This window comes from Streptomyces yatensis (genome assembly GCF_018069625.1).
Classification (GTDB): Bacteria; Actinomycetota; Actinomycetes; order Streptomycetales; family Streptomycetaceae; genus Streptomyces; species Streptomyces yatensis.
The window spans coordinates 6,533,748-6,554,192 of the sequence record NZ_CP072941.1 but is presented as its reverse complement, the minus strand read 5'-3'; the positions used below and the strand labels follow the sequence as shown (position 1 = coordinate 6,554,192).

Genomic DNA, 20,445 nt, shown 5'->3' with positions numbered 1-20,445 from the left:
CATATGCGCCTCGGTAGTTCGTCACATAGGCCTCAGTGGTTCGTCCCATACGCCTCAGTGGTTCTTCGGGAACCCGAGGTTGATGCCGACCTCCTCCGACGGCTCCGGCCAGCGGGTGGTGACGACCTTGCCGCGGGTGTAGAAGTGCACCCCGTCGTTGCCGTAGATGTGGTGGTCGCCGAAGAGCGAGTCCTTCCAGCCGCCGAAGGAGTGGTAGCCCACCGGCACCGGAATCGGCACATTGACGCCGACCATGCCCGCCTCCACCTCCAGCTGGAAGCGGCGGGCGGCGCCGCCGTCGCGGGTGAAGATGGCCGTGCCATTGCCCCACTTGGAGCTGTTGATCAGCTCGATGGCCTCGTCGTAGGTCTCGGCGCGCACCACGCACAGCACCGGGCCGAAGATCTCGTCACGGTAGGCGTCGGCCGTCGGCGGGACCTTGTCCAGCAGCGAGACGCCGATGAAGAAGCCGTCCTCATGGCCGTCCACGGTGTACCCCGTGCCGTCCACGACCACCTCGGCGCCCTGGGCCGCCGCCCCGTGCACATAGCCGGCGACCTTGTCGCGGTGCTCCTTGGTGATCAGCGGGCCCATCTCGGAGGCCGGGTCGTTCCCGGGGCCGATGCGGAGCTTGGCGGCCCGGTCGGCGATCTTCTTCACCAGGTCGTCGCCGATGTCGCCGACCGCGACCACGACGGAGACCGCCATGCAGCGCTCACCGGCCGAGCCGTAGGCCGCGTTGATGGCGTTGTCCGCGGCGAAGTCCAGGTCGGCGTCGGGCAGCACCAGCATGTGGTTCTTGGCGCCGCCGAGCGCCTGCACCCGCTTGCCGTGCTCGATGGCCCTGGACTGGATGTACTTGGCGATCGGCGTGGAGCCGACGAAGCTGACGGCCGCGATGTCCGGGTGCTCCAGCAGCCGGTCGACGGCCACCTTGTCGCCATGGACGACATTGAGCACCCCGTCCGGCAGCCCCGCCTCGGTGGCCAGCTCGGCCAGCCGGAGGGAGGCCGACGGGTCCTTCTCGCTGGGCTTGAGGACGAAGGTGTTGCCGCAGGCGATGGCCACCGGGAACATCCACAGCGGCACCATCGCCGGGAAGTTGAACGGCGTGATGCCCGCGACCACCCCGAGCGGCTGGCGGATCGAGGACACATCGACCCCGGTGGAGACCTGGGTGGACAGCTCGCCCTTCAGCTTCTCGGCGATCCCGCAGGCCAGCTCCACGATCTCCAGACCACGGGCCACCTCACCCAGCGCGTCCGAGTGGACCTTGCCGTGCTCGGCGGTGATCAGCTCGGCGATCTCGTCGCGGTGGGCGTCCAGCAGCTCGCGGTACTTGTAGAGGATCGCGGTGCGCTTGGACAGCGACACCGTGCCCCAGGAGCGGAACGCCTCCTTGGCCGCGGCCACGGCCGCGTCGACCTCTTCCACGGAGGCCAGGGCGACCTGGGTGTCCTGAGCGCCGGTGGCGGGGTTGTAGACCGGGCCGTACGCGCCGGTCGCGCCCTCGACGGTCTTTCCGCCGATCCAGTGGTTGACGGTCTTCATGGGTGCGGAGCCTTTCTCTCGAACAACGTCAGAAACGTCAGAGGTGGCGGCGGCGTGCGGCGGCCTGCCGGTCGTAGTCCTCGCGGGCCTTCACGGCGGCCGGACGGGTCGCGGTCTGGGCGACAGGCACATCCCACCACGCCTGTGCCTCGGGTGCGCCGGACACTGTGTCGGCCGTTTCGGTCTCCACATAGACACATGTGGGCCGGTCCGAGGCGCGCGCCGCGGCCAGCGCCTCGCGCAGCTCGCCCACGCTCCCGGCACGCAGCACGTCCATGCCCAGCGAGGCGGCGTTGGCGGCCAGATCGACCGGGAGCGGATCGCCGGTGTACTGCCCGTCGGCGGCCCGGTAGCGGTAGGCGGTGCCGAAGCGCTCGCCGCCGGTGGTCTCCGAAAGACCGCCGATCGAGGCGTAGCCGTGGTTCTGGAACAGCACGATGTTGATGTTGATGCCCTCCTGGACCGCGGTGACGATCTCGGTGGGCATCATCAGATACGTACCGTCGCCGACCAGCGCCCAGACCGGGGTGGCGGGCGCCGCGAGCCGTACGCCGATGGCGCCGGGGATCTCGTAGCCCATGCAGGAGTAGCCGTATTCGAGGTGGTACTGGCGCGGGGAGCGGGCGCGCCACAGCTTGTGGAGATCGCCCGGCAGCGACCCCGCCGCGTTGATCACCACGTCCTCGTCGCCGACGACCGCGTCCAGCGCGCCCAGCACCTGGGTCTGGGACGGCCGGGCGGTCTCGTCCCCGGCGGCGTACGCGGCGTCCACCCGGCGCTCCCACACGGCCTTCCCGGTGCGGTACTCGGCCTCGTACGTCTCGTCGACCCGGTCGCCTGCCAGCTCGGCGGTGAGCGCTTCCAGCGCGGCGCGGGCGTCGGCGACCACGGTGGTGGCGCCCAGCTTGTGGGCGTCGAACGGCGTGATGTTGAGGTTGAGGAAGCGCACGGCCGGGTCCGCGAACAGGGTCGCGGAGGCGGTGGTGAAGTCGCTGTAGCGGGTGCCCACGCCGATGACCAGGTCGGCGGTGCGGGCGAGATCGTCGGCGACGGCGGTGCCGGTGTGGCCGATCCCGCCGATGTCGGCGGGGTGGTCGTAGCGCAGCGAGCCCTTGCCGGCCTGGGTGGAGGCCACCGGGATGCCGGTCGCGTCCACGAGCGCGCGCAGGGCGTCCTCGGCCTCGCTGTGGTGGACCCCGCCGCCCGCGACGATCAGCGGCCGGCGGGCGGCGCGGATCGTCCGCGCGGCGGCGGCCACCTCGGTCGTCTCGGGGGCGGGGCGGCGGACGTGCCAGACCCGGTCGGCGAAGAACTCCTCGGGCCAGTCGAACGCCTCGGCCTGGACGTCCTGCGGAAGGGCGAGGGTGACGGCGCCGGTCTCGGCCGGGTCGGCCAGCACCCGCATGGCCTGCAGCGCGGCCGGGATCAGCGCCTCGGGGCGCATCACCCGGTCGAAGTAGCGGGAGACCGGGCGCAGCGCGTCGTTCACCGAGAGGTCGCCCGCGTACGGGACTTCGAGCTGCTGCAGCACCGGGTCGGCGGTCCGGGTGGCGAAGATGTCGCCGGGCAGCAGCAGCACCGGCAGCCGGTTGACGGTGGCGAGCGCCGCGCCGGTGACGAGGTTGGTGGCGCCGGGGCCGATGGAGGTGGTGACGGCCTGGGCGGCGAGCCGGTTGTTCTGGCGGGCGTAGCCGACCGCGGCGTGCACCATCGCCTGCTCGTTACGGCCCTGGAGATACGGCATGGTGTCCGGCCCGGACTCCAGCAGCGCCTGGCCGAGCCCGGCCACATTGCCGTGGCCGAAGATGCCCCAGGTGGCGTTGATCAGACGATGCCGCCGCCCGTCGCGCTCGGTGTACTGGTGGGCGAGGAATTCCACCAGCGCCTGGGCGACGGTCAGGCGGCGCACTGCCGAAGCGGTCATCGTGGGTCTCCAGCGGGTGCGGCGGAATCGGGTGCTTGATCGGGTGCTTGATCAGGGGCTTGATCGGGTGCTTGGTACAGGGGCAGCCGGGGATCGACGGGCTGGTCCGGCCAGGTCGAGCGGATCCAGGCGTGGTCCGGGTGGTCGCAGATGAGCCAGGCGCGCTCCTCCTCCGGGCCCGCCATGACGTTGAGGTAGTACATGTCATGGCCGGGGGCGGCGATGGAGGGGCCGTGCCAGCCGTCGGGGATCAGCACGGTGTCCCCGGAGCGGACCTCGGCGAGGACGTCGGTGCCGCGGCCGTGGCCCGACGGGGAGACCCGCTGGTAGCCGATGCCCTCGTTGCCGTGGGCCTCGGCGATCTCGAAGTAGTAGATCTCCTCCAGCTCGCTCTCCTCGCCGGGGCGGCACTGGTCGTGCTTGTGCGGCGGGTACGAGGACCAGTTGCCGCCCGGGGTGAGCACCTCGACGGCGATGAGCTTGTCGCAGGCGAAGACGCCTGCCGCGCCGAAGTTGTTCACCTGGCGCGAGCAGTTGCCGCTGCCGCGCAGCTCGACGGGGACGGCGGAGGCCGGTCCGTAGCGCGCGGGCAGCCGCCGCTCGCAGCGGGCGCCGGTGAGCGCGAAGCGGCCTCCCGCCCCGCTGGCGATCTGGGCATGGGAGTCGCGCGGCAGGTAGACGAAATCGCTCACCCCGCTGAACACGCTCTCCCGGCCGTGCAGTTCGAAGGCCTCGCCCTCGGCGATCACGGTGCAGCCGCCGCTCAGCGGCAGCACGATCCACTCGCTGTCACCGGTGGCCAGGGAGTGCGAACCGCCGGGCGGCAGCTCGAGGACCCGCAGGCTGGAGTAGCCCCAGCCGGCCCGCTCGGGGGTGATGTCCACGGCGTAGGGGCCGTCGGCGGCCTTGCCGGCCTGCATATGGAAGCCGGGGAACGGATCGTTGGTGGTCATGGCGTGAACCCTCTGCCTTTCTTACAGCGTCACAACAGGCCGACGGCGGTGTCCACGGCGGTCTCGACGCTGCCCTCCGCCGGATAGAGCAGCGACCGCCCGACGACCAGCCCCTGCACGGTGGGCAGCCCCAGCGCCTTGCGCCACTTCTCGTACGCCTCCTCCTGGTCCTGCGGAGACTTGCCCACGTCGCCGCCGAGCAACACCGCCGGCAGGGTGCTCGTCTCCATCACCGCCGCCATCTCGTCGGCGTCGTCGGTGACCGGCACCTTCAGCCAGGTGTAGGCGGAGGTTCCGGCGAGGCCGGAGGCGATGGCTATGGACTTGGTGACGGCCTCGGCGCTCAGGTCGTTGACGACCTTTCCGCCCGTGCGCCGGGAGATGAACGGCTCGACGAAGACCGGCAGCCGCCGCTCGGCCATCTCGTCGATGGCGCGGGCCGTGCTGACCATGGTGGTCAGCGAACCGGCGTCGTCGTAGTCGATGCGCAGCAGCAGCTTGCCGGCGTCGAAACGCAGCCGGGTCAGGTCCTGGGGGCGGTGCCCGGTGAACCGGTCGTCGAGCTCGAACGAGGCCCCGGCGAGGCCGCCACGGTTCATCGAGCCCATGACGACCTTGCCCTCGAGGGCGCCGAGCAGCAGCAGGTCCTCGAGGATGTCGGCGGTGGCGAGCACCCCGTCGACCCCGGGACGGGACAGCGCCACGCACAACCGCTCCAGCAGCTCGACCCGGTTGGCCATGGCCAGCTTGTGGCCACCGACGGCGAGGGCGCCGCGCGCCGGGTGATCGGCGGCCACGATCATCAGACGGCCGCTGTCACCGATGAGGGGGCGGCGGACCCGGCGGGCGGCCGCCTCCGCGATGGCCTCCGGATGGCGGCTGCGCACCGTCACGAGGTCCGAAATGCTGATGCTCAAGGGTTTTTCCTCGCATTCGCGATTCTTGAAAGGGCACACGGAGCGCGGGGACCGCGTGACCGGACGAGGGAAGGGCCTGGTGCCCTGGGTCAGCCCCCACCCAGCAGGGCCTCGACCTCCGCTTCCGTGGGCATCGCGGAGGAGCAGGCGAGGCGGGACGCGACGATGGCGCCCGACGCGTTGGCGTACCGCATGACGCGCTCCAGGGGCCAGCCGGAGAGCAGCCCGTGGCACAGGGCGCCGCCGAACGCGTCGCCCGCGCCGAGTCCGTTGACCACCTCGACCGGGACGGGCGGGACCTCCGCGGTGGTGCCGTCGCGGTGCACGGCGAGCACCCCGCGCGGGCCCTGTTTGACGACGGCGAGCTCCACGCCCGCGTCCAGCAGCGCCTGCGCGCACGCCTTGGGCTCGCGCGCACCGGTGGCGATCTCGCATTCATCCACATTGCCGACGGCGACGGTCGCATGGCGCAGCGCCTCGGCGTAGAAGGGCCGGGCGGTGTCCGGGTCGGCCCAGAACATCGGCCGCCAGTCGAGGTCGAAGACGGTGGTGCCGCTCTTGGCGCGGGCGGCGAGCGCGGCGAGGGTGCTGGTGCGGCTGGGCTCCTCGCTGAGCCCGGTGCCGGTCATCCAGAAGATCCGGGTGGCGCGGATGGCGTCCAGGTCCAGCTCGGCGGAGTGGATCTCCAGATCGGGTGCCTTGGGGCGGCGGTAGAAGTACAGCGGGAAGTCGTCGGGCGGGAAGATCTCGCAGAAGGTGACCGGGGTGGGGTACTGCTCGACGGGGGTGACGAAGCGGTCGTCCACTCCGAAGGCCCGCAGCTCCTGATGGATGTAGTCGCCGAACGGATCCGCCCCGGTGCGGCTGATCACCGCGGAGCGGCGGCCGAAGCGGGCCGCGGAGACCGCGACATTGGTCGCCGAGCCGCCCAGAAACTTACCGAACGATTCGACCTGCGGCAGTGGCACACCGGTCTGCAGCGGATACAGGTCCACTCCGATGCGGCCCATCGTGATCAGGTCGTACGGCTCACTCATGCCTGCCCCTTCGGGAAAGACGCAGCTCAGGGTCTGGTGCACAGAACTCCGGGAGGTGTGCCCCGGCCCTTCAGGTCTAGACGTGTCCCCCGGCCACTGTCAAGACTTTGTCCTTACATACTGACGTCATCATGCGGAGCCATGGGGGATGTTATCGCGTCGTTACGTCCAGATGAAATGTTGTCATGACAAAGCCTTGACAGAGGGCAGCCGCGGGGAGTTGGCTCCCGTTCTGCACGGCCGTGCCAACTCGACGGACCTGCCTTGAGAGGTGCTGGAACGGATGGACCTCAGACTCAATCGACACCGCAGAGCGGGCCTCGCCGCACTCGCCACCGCAGCCGTCCTCCTGGCCGCGGGCTGCAGCAGCCAGGGCGGCAAGAAGGCTCAGGAAGCCGACTCCGGCATCGCGGCCGGCAAGGCCGACACCCCGCGACTGAAGATCGCGATGATCACTCACGCGGCGCCCGGCGACACCTTCTGGGACACCGTGCGCAAGGGCGCCAAGTCCGCGGCGGCCAAGGACAATGTCGACCTCGTCTACTCCAGCAACCCCAGCGGAGCCGACCAGGCCAACCTGATCCAGAACGCGATCAACCAGAAGGTCGACGGCATCGCCGTCACCCTCGCCAAGCCCGACGCCATGAAGGGCGCGATAGCCAAGGCGAAGAAGGCCGGGATCCCGGTCGTCGCCTTCAACGCCGGACTCGAGCAGTGGAAGAGCATGGGTCTGCTGGAGTACTTCGGCCAGGACGAGAACATCGCGGGCCAGGCATTCGGCAAACATCTCAACGAGATCGGCGCCAAGCACAACATCTGTGTGATCCAGGAACAGGGCCATGTCGCCCTCGAAGCCCGCTGTGCGGGTGTGAAGAAGACCTTCAAGGGCAAGACGGACACCCTCTACGTCAACGGCACCGATATGCCGTCCGTCAAGTCGACCATCGCCGCCAAGCTCAAGCAGGATTCGAGCATCGACTACGTCGTCACCCTGGGCGCCCCGTTCGCCCTGACCGCCGTCCAGTCCGCCAAGGACGCGGGCGGCAAGGCCAAGGTCGCCACCTTCGACCTCAACAAGGACCTCGTCTCCGCCGTCCAGAGCGGCGACGTCCAGTTCGCCGTCGACCAGCAGCCCTATCTCCAGGGCTATCTGTCCATCGACTCCCTGTGGCTCTTCAAGAACAACGGCAACTTCAGCGGCGGCGGGGAGAAGCCCGTGCTGACCGGGCCCGCGTTCGTCACCAAGGAGAACGTGGACACCATCGCCGGGTTCGCCAAGAACGGAACGCGGTGACCCGGCCATGACCCATACCGCCACCCCGGCGGCCGCCACCCCGCCCGCCTCCCCCGCGGCCCCGCCGAAGAGCCGCACGACCGAGCGCTCGCTGGCCCGGCGGGCGCTGGCCCGGCCCGAGATCGGGGCGCTGGTCGCGGCCATCGGCGTCTATCTCTTCTTCTTCGTCGCCGCCCCCACCTTCCGCCAGGCCGACTCCTTCGCCACCGTCCTCTACCAGGCCTCCACCATGGGGATCATGGCGCTCGCCGTCTCCCTGCTGATGATCGGCGGCGAGTTCGACCTCTCGGCCGGGGTCGCGGTCACCTCCTCGGCGCTGACCGCGAGCATGCTCAGCTTCCAGCTCACCGCCAATGTCTGGGTGGGCGTGATCGTCGCCCTGCTGGTCTCGCTCGCCGTGGGGCTGATCAACGGACTGCTGCTGATCAAGACCGGGCTGCCCAGCTTCCTGGTCACCCTCGCCAGCTTCCTGATGCTGCAGGGCGCCAACCTGGCCATCACCAAGCTGCTGACCGACAACGTCGCCACCGACTCCATCACCGACATGGACGGTTTCGACCAGGCCAAGTCGCTCTTCGCCTCCGAGATCGGCGTCTTCGGCGTCAATGTGAAGATCACCGTGCTGTGGTGGCTGATCTTCGCCGCCATCGCCACCTGGGTGCTGCTGCGCACCAAGTTCGGCAACTGGATCTTCGCGGCCGGTGGTTCGAAGGAGAGCGCGCGGGCCGTGGGCGTACCGGTGAACCTCACCAAGATCGCCCTCTTTATGACGGTGGGCTTCGCGGCCTGGTTCGTCGGCATGCATCTGCTCTTCGAGTACAACACCGTGCAGGCCGGCGAGGGCGTCGGCAACGAGTTCTACTACATCATCGCGGCCGTGATCGGCGGCTGCCTGCTCACCGGCGGCTATGGCTCGGCGATCGGCGCGGTCCTCGGCGCCTTCATCTTCGGCATGGTCAACCAGGGCATCGTCTACGCCAACTGGAACCCCGACTGGTTCAAGTTCTTCGTCGGCGTGATGCTGCTGCTCGCGACCCTCGTCAATCTGTGGGTGCGCCGTCAGGCCGCCAGGAGGTGACCGTCATGGCAACGAAGGAATCCAAGAACGGCCCCGCCGACGCCGCACCGGCCGATGAGCCGGTGGTCCGGCTGCGGGGCGTGGGCAAGCTCTACGGGAACGTACGCGCCCTGGAGGGCATCGACCTGGCCGTCCGGCCGGGCCGGGTGACGTGTGTGCTCGGCGACAACGGAGCGGGAAAGTCCACCCTGATCAAAATCATCTCGGGGCTGCACCAGCACGACGAGGGCGAATACCTCGTCGACGGCGAGCCGGTGCGGCTGAACAACCCGCGCGACGCCCTGAACCTGGGCATCGCCACCGTCTACCAGGACCTGGCCACCGTGCCCCTGCTGCCGGTGTGGCGGAACTTCTTCCTCGGCTCCGAGCTGACCCGCGGCCCCTGGCCGGTGCGCCGGCTGGACATCCAGCGGATGAAGAAGATCACCGACGAGGAGCTGTCCGCCATGGGCATCCACCTCGACAACCTGGAACAGCCCATCGGCACCCTCTCCGGCGGCCAGCGGCAGTCCGTGGCGATCGCCCGGGCGGTCCACTTCGGCGCCCGGGTGCTGATCCTGGACGAGCCGACCGCGGCGCTCGGCGTCAAGCAGTCCGGTGTGGTGCTCAAGTACATCGCGGCGGCGCGCGAGCGCGGGCTCGGCGTCATCTTCATCACCCACAACCCCCACCACGCCTATATGGTCGGCGATCACTTCGCGGTGCTGCGGCTCGGCGCCCTGGAGCTGAACGCGGCGCGCGAGGACGTCAGCCTCGAAGAGCTGACCAACCATATGGCCGGCGGCACCGAACTGGCCGCACTCAAGCATGAGCTGGCCCAGGTCCGCGGGGTCGACGTGGACGAGCTGCCCGAGGAGGTGACCGCCCCTTCCGCCTGACCCCACACCTTCCCCTTGACAGGACGCCATCCTCCGGATGCCTTTCTCCTGACAAGACGTCCGAATGTCCTGACGAACTCTTGACGGCCGCCCGCCCGGCCGGTGAAGCTGCCCAAAACAGTACGACGCGGGCACCCCAGCACACCGAGGAGACCCTCTGCCATGACTGCCGACGCCTCCCCCGCACCCGCCCTGGACCGCATCCGGGTCGGCTCGGCCCCCGACTCCTGGGGGGTCTGGTTCCCCGACGACGACCAGCAGGTCCCCTGGCAGCGCTTCCTCGACGAGGTCACACAGGCCGGCTACCAGTGGATCGAGCTGGGTCCGTACGGCTATCTGCCGACCGACCCGGCCCGGCTCACCGAGGAGACCGGCCGGCGCGGCCTCACCGTATCGGCGGGCACCATCTTCACCTCGCTGCACCGGGGCCCCGAGGTCTGGGACGCCACCTGGGAGCACGTCTCCCAGGTGGCCGAGCTGACCCGGGCGATGAACGCCAAGCACCTCGTGGTCATCCCCTCCTTCTGGCGGGACGACAAGACCGCCGAGCTGATCGAGCCCCCGACGCTCACCGCCGGGCAGTGGCGCCATCTGTCCACCGGGATGGAGCGGCTCGGCCGTGAGGTGCGGGAGCGCTTCGGGCTCGACATCGTCGTCCACCCGCATGCCGACACCCATATCGACACCGAGGAGAACGTGGCCCGCTTCCTGGACGCCACCGACTCCGACCTGGTCAACCTCTGCCTGGACACCGGGCACTACGCCTACTGCGGCGGCGACAGCGTCAAGCTGATCGAGACCTACGGCGAGCGCATCGGCTATCTCCACCTCAAGCAGGTCGACCCGGAGATCCTGGCCGATGTGGTCAAGAACGAGGTGCCGTTCGGCCCCGCCGTCCAGCGCGGCGTCATGTGCGAACCGCCGAACGGCGTTCCGGAGCTGGGACCGGTCCTGACCGCGGCCCAGAACCTCGATGTGGACCTGTTCGCCATCGTCGAGCAGGACATGTATCCCTGCCCGCCCGACCAGCCCTTCCCCATCGCCGAGCGCACCCGGCGCTTCCTGCGCTCCTGCGGCGCCTGACCTCCCTTTCGCCCCCACGGGCCGCTTCGCCCCCACGGGCCGTCGAACCGTCCAGAGAGCAGAGAGAGAAGAGAGATCAGCCAATGACGCAGCAGGGAACGCTCGGGGTCGCCGTCATCGGGACCGGCAAGATGGGCGCCGACCATGTCCGCCGCATCAACGAGGTGATCAGCGGCGCCCGGGTGGCCGCCGTGGTCGACATCGACGAGGCGCGGGCCAAGGCCGTCGCCGACACCGCCGACGGCTGTCAGGCGTTCACCGACCCGGCCGCCGCGATGGCCGCCCCCGGCGTGGACGCGGTGCTGATCGCCTCGCCGGGACCCGCGCACGAGGCCGCGCTGCTCAGCGCGTTCGAGCGCGATCTGCCGGTGCTGTGCGAGAAGCCGCTCACCCCGGACTCCGCGTCCGCGCTGCGGGTGCTGGAGGCCGAGCAGAAGCTGGGCCACCGCCGGGTCCAGGTGGGCTTCATGCGCCGCTACGACACCGAGTTCATGAAGCTCAAGGCGCTGCTGGCCGGTGGTGAGCTGGGCCGCCCGCTGCTGCTGCACTGCCGCCACCGCAACGCCTCGGTCCACTCGTACTTCACCAACGAGATGATGATCACTGACTCGGTGGTGCATGAGATGGACCAGTCGCGCTGGCTGCTGGAGCAGGAGATCGCCGCGGTCACCGTGCTCAAGCCGACCCCCAGCTCGCTGTCGCCGGAGCCGCTCAGCGACCCCCAGCTGGTGGTCTTCGAGACCACCGGTGGGGCGATCGTCAATGTGGAGATCTTCGCCACCTGCGGCTTCGGCTACCAGGTGCAGGCGGAGGCGGTCTGCGAACGGGGCACCGCCCGCGTCGGCGACGCCCACGGCATGCTGGTCAACCGGCCCGGCGCCTGGGGCGGGGAGATCGCCCCCGACTTCGTGGCCCGCTTCGAGGAGGCGTACGACCGGGAGGTGCAGGCGTGGGTCAACGCCACCCGGCGCGGGGAGGTCGAGGGGCCCAGCACCTGGGACGGCTATGCCGCGACCGCCGTCAGCGAGGCGGGGGTCCGGGCCCAGGCCACGGGCGAGCGCACGATCGTCGAGATGATCGAGCGCCCCGCCTTCTACGGCTGACGCCTCACCAACTGCCCCACAGCGGACCGGCCGTCTCCCCACGGCCGGTCCGCTGTCGCCATGGCAGAGGACCGATCGTCCGGTGCGTCACTCGTGCGTCACAGCCGTCACATCTCCACACGTCTACGTCACAGGTGCTCAACAGCCCCTGGCCGCCCGTCACTCAGCGTCGTTGACCCGGGCACAGGCTGATGGAGCGTGAGCAGGCGCGCCGCGGCTCCCCCGACGGCCCCACTGGCCGTGGCCGCGACGACCTGCGGAAGGGCATACGAGATGACCGACCGGAGGCTGTGGTCCTACAAGGAGATCGCGGCGCATATCGGTGTGCAGACCGACACCGTGCGGTCCTACCGCAAGCACGGCCTGCTGCCGCCCCCCGATCTGGTGGAGGGCGGCAAGCCGTACTGGTACGCGGATACGATCCGCTCCTGGGTGGCCCGCAGACCCGGCAACCGCCGCGCCCGGCGGGACGCCAAGGATTAGCGGCGCCGCGGTGCCGTACCCCCGTGATCCGTCAGCGGCGGCCCGTGCTCACCCGGTCCCGCGCCGTCTCCCCGTCCCCGGACAGCCCGTCCTCCTCACACTGGCCGTCCGCCTCGCTGCCACTGGCGGCGGCAGCTGTGCCGGTCCCGGCGTCCGTGCGGCTTCCGGCGGGAGCGGACTCCCCCTCGCTCAGCCCGAACCGGGTGTGCAGCCGACGCAGCGGGCCAGGGGCCCACCAGGTGGCCCGGCCGGTCAGCTTCATCACCGCCGGCACCAGCAGACCGCGCACCACCATCGCATCCATGAGCACGGCCAGGGCGATGCCCAGCCCCAGCATCTTGGTGTTGGTGACCCGCGAGGTGCCGATGCCCACCATCACCACGGCGAGGATCAGCGCCGCCGCCGTGATCAGACCGCCGGTGCGCCGCAGTCCGAACTCGACCGCCGCCTGATGGTCCCCGCTGCGGTCGTACTCCTCCTTGATCCGGGAGAGCAGAAAGACCCCGTAGTCCATGGAGAGCCCGAAGGCGACGCAGAACATCAGGACGGGCAGGGTGGTCTCGATATCGCCGGAGGTGGTGAAGGAGAGCGGACCGGACAGATGCCCCTCCTGGAAGACCCACACCACCGCGCCGAACATCGCGGTCAGACTCAGCGCGTTGAGCAGCACCGCCTGAAGCGGTATCAGCACGCTGCCGGTGAGCAGGAAGACCAGCAGCAGGGTGACGGCGACGATGATGGCGGCGGCCCAGGGCAGCCGGTCGCCTATGGAGTCCTTGGTGTCCACCAGGACGGCGGCGGTGCCGGTGACCGAGGTGGTGAAGGGCGACTCCTGGGCGCGGATCGTCCGCACCAGGTCCTGGCTGGCCGCATCCACGGCCTCGCCCTTGGGCAGCACGGTGATGTCGGCCGAGCCACCGGCCAGCCGCGCGGCCTCCGCCGGCCCCGGCTCGGCCACCCGCCGCCCGTCCGCGAACCGGCCCGCCGGGCCGTCCACCCGCAGCACCTGGGGGAGGGCGGAGACCTTGGCGCTGTAGTCGGCGAGGGCCTTGGTGCCGGTGTCGCCCTCGGCGAGGACCTCCACCGCGCCCCCGGGACCGCCGGGGAACCCCTCCCGGATGTGCTGCTGCACCACATGGGACTCGGCGCTCGACGGCAGCTGGCGGTCGTCCGCGGTGCCGAACTCCACCCTCAGGAACGGCAGCCCCAGGGCGACCAGACCGGCGACGGTGGCCAGCGCGAACAGCGGGGCGCGCCGCATCACCAGCCGGGCGAGCCGCGCCCAGCCCGCTCCGGACTCACCCTTGCTGGCCGGGCGGCCGCGGCGCAGCAGCCGGGTGAGGTCCAGTGCGTTGACCCGGTCGCCCAGAAGAATGAGCGCCGCGGGCAGGACCACCAGGGCGGCGGTGGCGGCGATCAGCACCACCGCGATCCCCGCATAGGCGAAGGAGCGCAGGAAGTACTGCGGGAAGACGAGCATCGCGGCGAGCGAGGCGGCGACGGTCAGCGCCGAGAAGAGCACGGTGCGCCCGGCGGTGCGCAGCGTGGTCGCGACGGCGGGCAGCTTCTCCGCGCCCTGGGCCAGCTCCTCCCGGAAGCGGCGCACGATGAACAGGGCGTAGTCGATGGCGAGTCCGAGGCCGAGCGCGGTGGTCAGGTTCTGCGCGAAGACCGAGACGTCGGTGAACTCGGTGAGCCCGCGCAGCACCGCGTCGGTGCCGAGGATGGCGATGATGCCGACGCCGAGCGGAAGCAGGGCGGCCACGGCGCTGCCGAAGACCATCACGAGCAGCACCAGGGTGATGGGCAGGGCGATCATCTCGGCCCGCAGCAGATCCTCCTGGATGGTGGTCTGCAGCTCATGGCGGACCGCGACCATCCCGCCGATCGACACCTCGACCGGGCCATGGGCGCCCCGGTAATGGGGCGCTATGCGCTCCAGCGTCTTGCCGGCGGCGGACTCGTCGCCCACGATCCGCGCGGCGATGATCGCCTCGCCCCGGTCGCGGGCCCGCAGCGAGGGCGCGCCGGTGGCCCAGTACGAGGTGACACCGGTGACCGCCCGCTCGTCCGAGAGCTTTTTGGCCAGGGCCCGGGCCTCGGCGGCGACGGCCGGATCGTCCACGGTCCCGCCGCCGCTGTCGACGAGCAGGATCAGATTGGGCTGGGAGGCGGGGAAGCGCTTCTCCAATGCCTTGGTGGCATACGAGGACTCGGCCGCCGGGTCCTCCCAGCCGCCGCTTCCCAGCCGGTCGGCGACCCCGCTCCCGGCCACGACGGCCAGCGCCGTGAAGAGCAGAGCGATCAGGAGGGACAGCCGCGGCCGCGCGGTGACCAGGCGCGTCCACCCTCCGATTCGGTCCCCGGGTGGGCGGTTGACATCGGTCATGGTGCGGTGTCCCCTTCACCTGTGCCCCATGCCGCCACCCACACGTCCGTAGGCAGCATGGGTCGCTGATTACCATGGGTGGTAAACACGAGCGACCGCTCGCGTTTCTCAAGAATGCGAGCGGGCGCTCGTGTTTGTCAATCGAACACGGAGAGCCGGGGAAAACAGGTGAGCGAGAGCAAGGCGGACCAGCGCGACGAGACGGCGAAGCCGCGCCGCAGACAGGCGCGCGGTGAGCGCCGGATCCAGCAGCTGCTCGACGCCGCCGCCCATGTCTTCTGCCGCGCCGGCTACACCTCGGCGAGCACCAACGCCATCGCCCGCGAGGCCGGGGTCTCCCCCGGCACGCTGTACCAGTTCTTCCCGAACAAGGAGGCCATCGCCGTCGAGCTCGGCGAGCGCCTCAACCGCCGGATGGTGGAGACCCACGGGACGGTGCTCACACCCGAGAACGCGGGGCTGCCCCTCGGCGAGCTGCTCGACACGGTCCTCGACCCGATGATCGAGTTCAACTGCGCGAATCCGGTCTTCCTGGCTCTGATCCAGTCCTCCGACGCACCGGGCCAACTCCTCGAAGAACACGCCGAACTGCACGATTCGATCCAGGCCCGCATCAGCGAGCTGATCGGCCTCCGCAACCCCGACCTCTCCCCCGAGCGCCGCGCCCACACCACCACCATGACGTTCGCCCTGTTCAAGGCCGGACTGACGCTGATCCTCGGCCATGAGGGCGCCGAACGGGAGGCGTACGTCGCGGAGTTGAAGGCCGCCCTGTACGGCTATCTCGCCCCGGTGCTCGGCACCGAGGGAGTCGCCGCCCGCCCCTGACCCCGCACCACACCCCCTCCCCCCGGCCCCTCGTACGCCCCGGACCGGGGAGGAGTGCGCGCGGGCGCGACCCATCCGTCACGGACCGGCGCACCACCGGCTTCCATCGATACCCCCTAGGGGTATAAAGTGGGGATCGTCAGGAGACGCTGAGGCATTCCGGTGCCTCCTGCGCACCGACCGTCACGCTCACCCCGCACACACGCTCACCCCACACAGGAGAAACCCCATGAGCTCCGAGGCTGTCACCACCGTCTACCAGGTGACCGGTATGACCTGCGGCCACTGCGAAGGCGCCGTCGCCGAGGAGATCGGCGCCCTCGACGGCGTCACCTCCGTCAAGGCCGTGGCGTCCACCGGGCAGGTCACCGTGATCTCGGCCGCTCCGCTGGACGACGACACCGTCCGCGCCGCCGTGGACGAGGCGGGCTACGAGCTCACCGGCCGGGCGGCCTGAGCGAGCCCCCACCAAACCTCCGCCGGACCGTACCGCCCTGCTCATACAGTCGCCGTACGGCCCGGCCCTCCTCCCAGGAGACCAGACATGACCAGCACGGCACCCCCCGCCGGAGCCGCCGCCGACACCACGGCGACGACCGGCGGGCCCTCGCAGGTCCAGCTCGCCATCGGCGGGATGACCTGCGCGTCCTGCGCCGCGCGCATCGAGAAGAAGCTCAACCGCCTCGACGGCGTCACCGCCACGGTGAACTTCGCGACCGAGAAGGCCAAGGTGTCCTACGGCGCGGGGATCGAGGTCGCCGACCTGATCGCCACCGTCGTCAAGACCGGGTACACCGCCGAGGAACCGCGCCCCGTCGTGCCCGAGCCCCGCACCCCCGCGGACACCGGCGCACCGGAGGCCGACCGGGGCGGCGAGGCCGGGCCGGACCCGCTGCGCCACCGCATGCTCGTCTCGCTCGCCCTGTCCCTGCCCGTCGTGGTGCTGGCGATGGTGCCGTCGCTGCAGTTCGACAACTGGCAGTGGCTCTCGCTGACCCTCGCCGCGCCGGTCGTCGTCTGGGGCGGCGCGCCCTTCCACAAGGCCGCCTGGACGGGCGTCCGGCACGGCGCGGCCACGATGGACACCCTGGTCTCCATCGGCACTCTGGCGGCCCTTGGCTGGTCCCTGTGGGCCCTGTTCTTCGGCGACGCGGGCATGCAGGGAATGCGCCACGGCTTCGACCTCACCGTCTCCCGGGCCGACGGATCGTCCTCGATCTACCTGGAGGCGGCCGCCGGGGTGACCACCCTCATCCTGCTGGGCCGCTTCCTGGAGGCGAAGTCCAAGCGGCGGGCGGGCGCGGCGCTACGGGCGCTGCTGGAGCTCGGCGCCAAGGACGTGGCCGTGCTGCGCGGGGGCCAGGAGGTGCGGGTCCCCGTCGGCGAGCTGGCGGTCGGCGACCGCTTCGTGGTGCGCCCCGGCGAGAAGATCGCCACCGACGGCACGGTGGTCGAGGGCTCCTCCGCCGTGGACGTCTCGATGCTGACCGGCGAATCGGTGCCGGTGGACGTGGTGGCCGGCGACACGGTGGCGGGCGCGACCGTCAACACGGCGGGCCGGATCGTGGTCGAGGCCACCCGCGTGGGCGCGGACACCCAGCTCTCCCGCATGGCCAAGCTGGTCGAGGACGCGCAGAACGGCAAGGCCGAGGTGCAGCGGCTCGCCGACCGGGTCTCGGGGATCTTCGTGCCGATCGTGCTGCTGATCGCCCTCGGCACCCTGCTGGGCTGGCTGCTCACCACCGGCGAGACGGCCGCCGCCTTCACCGCGGCCGTGGCCGTCCTGATCATCGCCTGCCCCTGCGCCCTGGGCCTGGCCACCCCGACCGCGCTCATGGTCGGCACCGGCCGCGGCGCCCAGCTGGGCATCCTGATCAAGGGGCCCGAGGTGCTGGAGTCGACCCGCCGGGTGGACACCGTCGTCCTGGACAAAACCGGCACGGTGACGGCCGGGCAGATGCGGCTGCGCGGGGCCGTCACGGCGCCCGGCGTGGACGAGGAAGAGCTGCTGCGGCTCGCGGGCGCCCTGGAGCACGCCTCGGAGCACCCGATCGCGCGCGCCATCGCGGACGGCGCGGCCGAGCGGCTCGGCGACCTCCCGACGCCCGCGGAGTTCCGGTCCGAGCCCGGCCTCGGCGTCCAGGGCACGGTGGACGGTCACGCGGTCCTGGTCGGCCGCGAGAAGCTGCTCGGCGCATGGGCCGTCGAACTGCCCGAGGAGCTGGCCGCCGCCAAGGCGGCGGCCGAGTCGGAGGGCCAGACGGCGGTCGCGGTGGCCTGGGACGGCAAGGCGCGCGGCGTCCTCCTGGTGGCCGACGCCATCAAGGAGACCAGCGCCGAGGCGGTCGCCCAGCTGCGCGCGCTCGGCCTCACCCCGATACTGCTGACCGGAGACAACAAGCTCGTCGCCGAGGCGGTGGCCCGCGAGGTCGGCATCGACGACGTCATCGCCGAGGTGCTGCCCCAGGACAAGGTGGACGTCGTGAAGCGGCTGCAGGGCGAGGGCCGTACGGTCGCCATGGTCGGCGACGGGGTCAACGACGCGGCCGCCCTCGCCACCGCCGACCTCGGGCTCGCGATGGGCACCGGCACGGACGCGGCCATCGAGTCCGGGGATCTGACACTGGTCCGGGGCGACCTGCGGGTGGCGGCGGACGCGATCCGGCTGGCGCGCCGGACGCTCGGCACCATCAAGGGCAACCTCTTCTGGGCCTTCGGCTACAACGTCGCCGCGCTCCCGCTCGCGGCCGCCGGACTGCTGAACCCTATGATCGCGGGAGCGGCCATGGCGTTCTCGTCCGTGTTCGTGGTGACGAACAGTCTGCGACTGCGGACCTTCACAGCGTCCACATAGATTCACCAAGTCCCCATAAGCCGCACAACACCCATACGGCAGAGCCTCGATCTTCAAATCGAGGCTCTTGCCCTTTTATGGCCCCTATGGCAAGAGACGCAGATCACAGACAACCCAACGTAACCATCGAGGGGGGTCGCGAGTCTAATGGGACGGTGGGGATTCGTCTTGGGGGACGCATCCCGCTACGCGTAGCCGGGACGACGTACTCGGGGAGCTTTGAGCGGCCCTCCCGTAGGTACGCGTCCCGGCGGATCGCGTCACCATACGGCCCGCAAGGGCCCGTGGACACCCGGCCGGATCCCGTGGGGGGAATCCGCTCCGGGGCAAGGGAAGCGCCCCGCTCCGACCCGTGGGGGGATCGGAAGCGGGGCGCTTCTGCATTTTTTTGAGGCTCGGTTCGCCTCCGGGGCGCAAAAGCCTGTGCCGACGGTCGACGTGCTCGGTCGCCCACACGGCGGAGCCGCATATCGAACGCGGCCCTCGCTCCCTGCGCGCGTCTCCCTTTCGACACAGGCGCGCCCCTTCGGCTCGCCCCCAGCTACCGCTGGGAGGTGCCCCCGGCCGGAAGACCCAAGCACCCGGAGACCCGAAGGCACCCCGCTGGTCCCCCGGCGGGTGCCTTCGAACCTCAGGAGAACGCGAAGTGCCCCCGACCGGCCAGTCAGCCAGGACGGGGGCACCGGAGAAGCGAAGGTCAGCGCTCCTCGACCGGGACGAAGTCGCGCTCGACGACGCCCGTGTAGATCTGGCGCGGGCGGCCGATGCGGGAGCCCGGCTCCTTGATCATTTCGTGCCACTGGGCGATCCAGCCCGGCAGCCGGCCGAGCGCGAACAGCACGGTGAACATCTCGGTCGGGAAGCCCATCGCCCGGTAGATCAGACCGGTGTAGAAGTCCACGTTCGGGTAGAGCTTGCGCTCGACGAAGTAGTCGTCCGCGAGGGCGTGCTCCTCCAGCTTGAGCGCGATGTCGAGCAGCTCGTCGGACTTGCCGAGCGCGGAGAGGACATCGTGCGCCGCCGACTTGATGATCTTCGCCCGGGGGTCGAAGTTCTTGTAGACGCGGTGCCCGAAGCCCATGAGCTTCACGCCGTCTTCCTTGTTCTTCACCTTGCGGATGAAGGTGTCGACGTCGCCGCCCGAGGCCTGGATGCCCTCGAGCATCTCCAGCACGGACTGGTTGGCGCCGCCGTGCAGGGGGCCCCACAGCGCGTTGATGCCCGCCGAGATGGAGGCGAACATATTGGCCTGCGAGGAGCCGACCAGCCGGACCGTGGAGGTCGAACAGTTCTGCTCGTGGTCGGCGTGCAGAATCAGCAGCTTGTCGAGCGCGGAGACCACGGTCGGGTCGAGCTCGTACTCCTGCGCGGGGACCGAGAAGGTCATCCGGAGGAAGTTCTCGACATAGCCCAGGTCATTGCGCGGATAGACAAAGGGGTGGCCGACCGACTTCTTGTACGCGTAAGCGGCAATGGTCGGCAGCTTGGCCAGCAGCCGGATCGTCGAGAGGTTGCGCTGCTTCTCGTCGAAGGGGTTGTGGCTGTCCTGGTAGAAGGTCGACAGCGCGCTGACCACGGAGGACAGCATCGCCATCGGGTGGGCGTCCCGCGGGAAACCGTCGTAGAACCGCTTGACGTCTTCATGCAGGAGCGTGTGGCGGGTGATCTCCCCACGGAAGGCCGCCAGTTCATCGACGGTCGGCAGCTCCCCGTTGATCAGCAGGAAGGCGGTCTCCAGGAAGGAGGCACGCTCCGCCAGCTGCTCGATGGGGTAGCCGCGGTATCGCAGGATGCCCTGCTCACCGTCCAGATAGGTGATCGCGGATTTGTACGCGGCGGTGTTGCCGTAACCGGAATCCAGGGTCACCAGACCGGTCTGGGCACGCAGCTTGCCGATATCGAAGCCCTTGTCGCCGACGGTGCTGTCGACCACCGGGTAGGTGTACTCGCCGTCCCCGTACCGCAGTACTACAGAGTTGTCGCTCACGTCATCCCTCACCGACGTCTGGTTCTCTTCTTCGAGGTGCCCTGACTCCCCCCACCTTCCCCTACTCGGGTAGAGAACGTGCACTC

The 20,445-nt window shown here is 70.2% G+C and carries 16 protein-coding genes; 9 read left to right on the top strand and 7 right to left on the bottom strand.

What is annotated here, in order from left to right; all coding sequences use genetic code 11:
• Nucleotides 1–54 precede the first annotated feature (54 nt).
• The 5 genes from J8403_RS27630 to iolC all read right to left on the bottom strand — a co-directional run bounded on the left by J8403_RS27630 (nucleotide 55) and on the right by iolC (nucleotide 6,382).
• On the bottom strand, nucleotides 55–1,551 hold the full coding sequence (locus J8403_RS27630) for a CoA-acylating methylmalonate-semialdehyde dehydrogenase (RefSeq protein ID WP_211125532.1): 1,497 nt from the start codon (nucleotides 1,549–1,551) through the stop codon (nucleotides 55–57).
• Nucleotides 1,552–1,588: 37 nt separating this feature from the next.
• Nucleotides 1,589–3,475, bottom strand: a complete 1,887-nt coding sequence (iolD, locus tag J8403_RS27625; RefSeq protein ID WP_211125531.1) for a 3D-(3,5/4)-trihydroxycyclohexane-1,2-dione acylhydrolase (decyclizing) — start codon at nucleotides 3,473–3,475, stop codon at nucleotides 1,589–1,591.
• A complete protein-coding gene (iolB, locus tag J8403_RS27620) occupies nucleotides 3,472–4,428 on the bottom strand; it encodes a 5-deoxy-glucuronate isomerase (RefSeq protein ID WP_211125530.1) in 957 nt (318 codons plus the stop codon). Before iolB ends, iolD begins: the two co-directional genes overlap by 4 nt.
• Before the next feature lie 29 nt (nucleotides 4,429–4,457).
• On the bottom strand, nucleotides 4,458–5,345 hold the full coding sequence (locus J8403_RS27615) for a Cgl0159 family (beta/alpha)8-fold protein (protein WP_211125529.1): 888 nt from the start codon (nucleotides 5,343–5,345) through the stop codon (nucleotides 4,458–4,460).
• An 89-nt stretch (nucleotides 5,346–5,434) separates the two neighbouring features.
• On the bottom strand, nucleotides 5,435–6,382 hold the full coding sequence (gene iolC, locus J8403_RS27610) for a 5-dehydro-2-deoxygluconokinase (RefSeq protein ID WP_211125528.1): 948 nt from the start codon (nucleotides 6,380–6,382) through the stop codon (nucleotides 5,435–5,437).
• Nucleotides 6,383–6,665: 283 nt separating this feature from the next.
• Between iolC and J8403_RS27605 the strand changes: the two genes are divergently transcribed.
• The 6 genes from J8403_RS27605 to J8403_RS27580 all read left to right on the top strand — a co-directional run bounded on the left by J8403_RS27605 (nucleotide 6,666) and on the right by J8403_RS27580 (nucleotide 12,301).
• Complete coding sequence (locus J8403_RS27605; RefSeq protein ID WP_211125527.1) at nucleotides 6,666–7,676, top strand: sugar ABC transporter substrate-binding protein; 1,011 nt, start codon at nucleotides 6,666–6,668, stop codon at nucleotides 7,674–7,676.
• 7 nt (nucleotides 7,677–7,683) lie between these two features.
• Nucleotides 7,684–8,754 carry an ABC transporter permease gene (locus tag J8403_RS27600; RefSeq protein ID WP_211125526.1) on the top strand — a complete coding sequence of 357 codons (1,071 nt, stop codon included), beginning with the start codon at nucleotides 7,684–7,686 and terminating at the stop codon, nucleotides 8,752–8,754.
• A 5-nt stretch (nucleotides 8,755–8,759) separates the two neighbouring features.
• Entirely contained in the window at nucleotides 8,760–9,632 is an 873-nt protein-coding gene (locus tag J8403_RS27595; RefSeq protein WP_211125525.1) for an ATP-binding cassette domain-containing protein, read from the top strand.
• A 162-nt stretch (nucleotides 9,633–9,794) separates the two neighbouring features.
• Nucleotides 9,795–10,715, top strand: coding sequence for a sugar phosphate isomerase/epimerase family protein (locus tag J8403_RS27590; protein WP_211125524.1), 921 nt, complete (start codon nucleotides 9,795–9,797; stop codon nucleotides 10,713–10,715).
• An 83-nt stretch (nucleotides 10,716–10,798) separates the two neighbouring features.
• Nucleotides 10,799–11,818 carry a Gfo/Idh/MocA family protein gene (locus tag J8403_RS27585; protein WP_211125523.1) on the top strand — a complete coding sequence of 340 codons (1,020 nt, stop codon included), beginning with the start codon at nucleotides 10,799–10,801 and terminating at the stop codon, nucleotides 11,816–11,818.
• A 273-nt stretch (nucleotides 11,819–12,091) separates the two neighbouring features.
• Entirely contained in the window at nucleotides 12,092–12,301 is a 210-nt protein-coding gene (locus tag J8403_RS27580; protein ID WP_014060813.1) for a helix-turn-helix transcriptional regulator, read from the top strand.
• Nucleotides 12,302–12,332: 31 nt separating this feature from the next.
• Here the strand turns inward: J8403_RS27580 and J8403_RS27575 are convergent, their stop codons facing one another.
• Complete coding sequence (locus J8403_RS27575; RefSeq protein ID WP_211125522.1) at nucleotides 12,333–14,690, bottom strand: MMPL family transporter; 2,358 nt, start codon at nucleotides 14,688–14,690, stop codon at nucleotides 12,333–12,335.
• A 168-nt stretch (nucleotides 14,691–14,858) separates the two neighbouring features.
• Here J8403_RS27575 and J8403_RS27570 point away from each other — a divergent pair, with 168 nt between their 5' ends.
• From J8403_RS27570 to J8403_RS27560, 3 genes are all read left to right on the top strand, one after another.
• Entirely contained in the window at nucleotides 14,859–15,518 is a 660-nt protein-coding gene (locus J8403_RS27570) for a TetR/AcrR family transcriptional regulator (RefSeq protein WP_211125521.1), read from the top strand.
• Nucleotides 15,519–15,747: 229 nt separating this feature from the next.
• A complete protein-coding gene (locus J8403_RS27565; RefSeq protein WP_211125520.1) occupies nucleotides 15,748–15,975 on the top strand; it encodes a heavy-metal-associated domain-containing protein in 228 nt (75 codons plus the stop codon).
• An 87-nt stretch (nucleotides 15,976–16,062) separates the two neighbouring features.
• Nucleotides 16,063–18,372: a heavy metal translocating P-type ATPase gene (locus tag J8403_RS27560; protein ID WP_211125519.1), complete on the top strand. Its 2,310-nt coding sequence runs from the start codon at nucleotides 16,063–16,065 to the stop codon at nucleotides 18,370–18,372.
• A gap of 697 nt (nucleotides 18,373–19,069) precedes the next feature.
• On the opposite strand, the gene J8403_RS27555 is transcribed toward J8403_RS27560, so the two are convergent.
• On the bottom strand, nucleotides 19,070–20,359 hold the full coding sequence (locus J8403_RS27555) for a citrate synthase (protein ID WP_059142131.1): 1,290 nt from the start codon (nucleotides 20,357–20,359) through the stop codon (nucleotides 19,070–19,072).
• Between the last annotated feature and the right edge of the window lie 86 nt (nucleotides 20,360–20,445).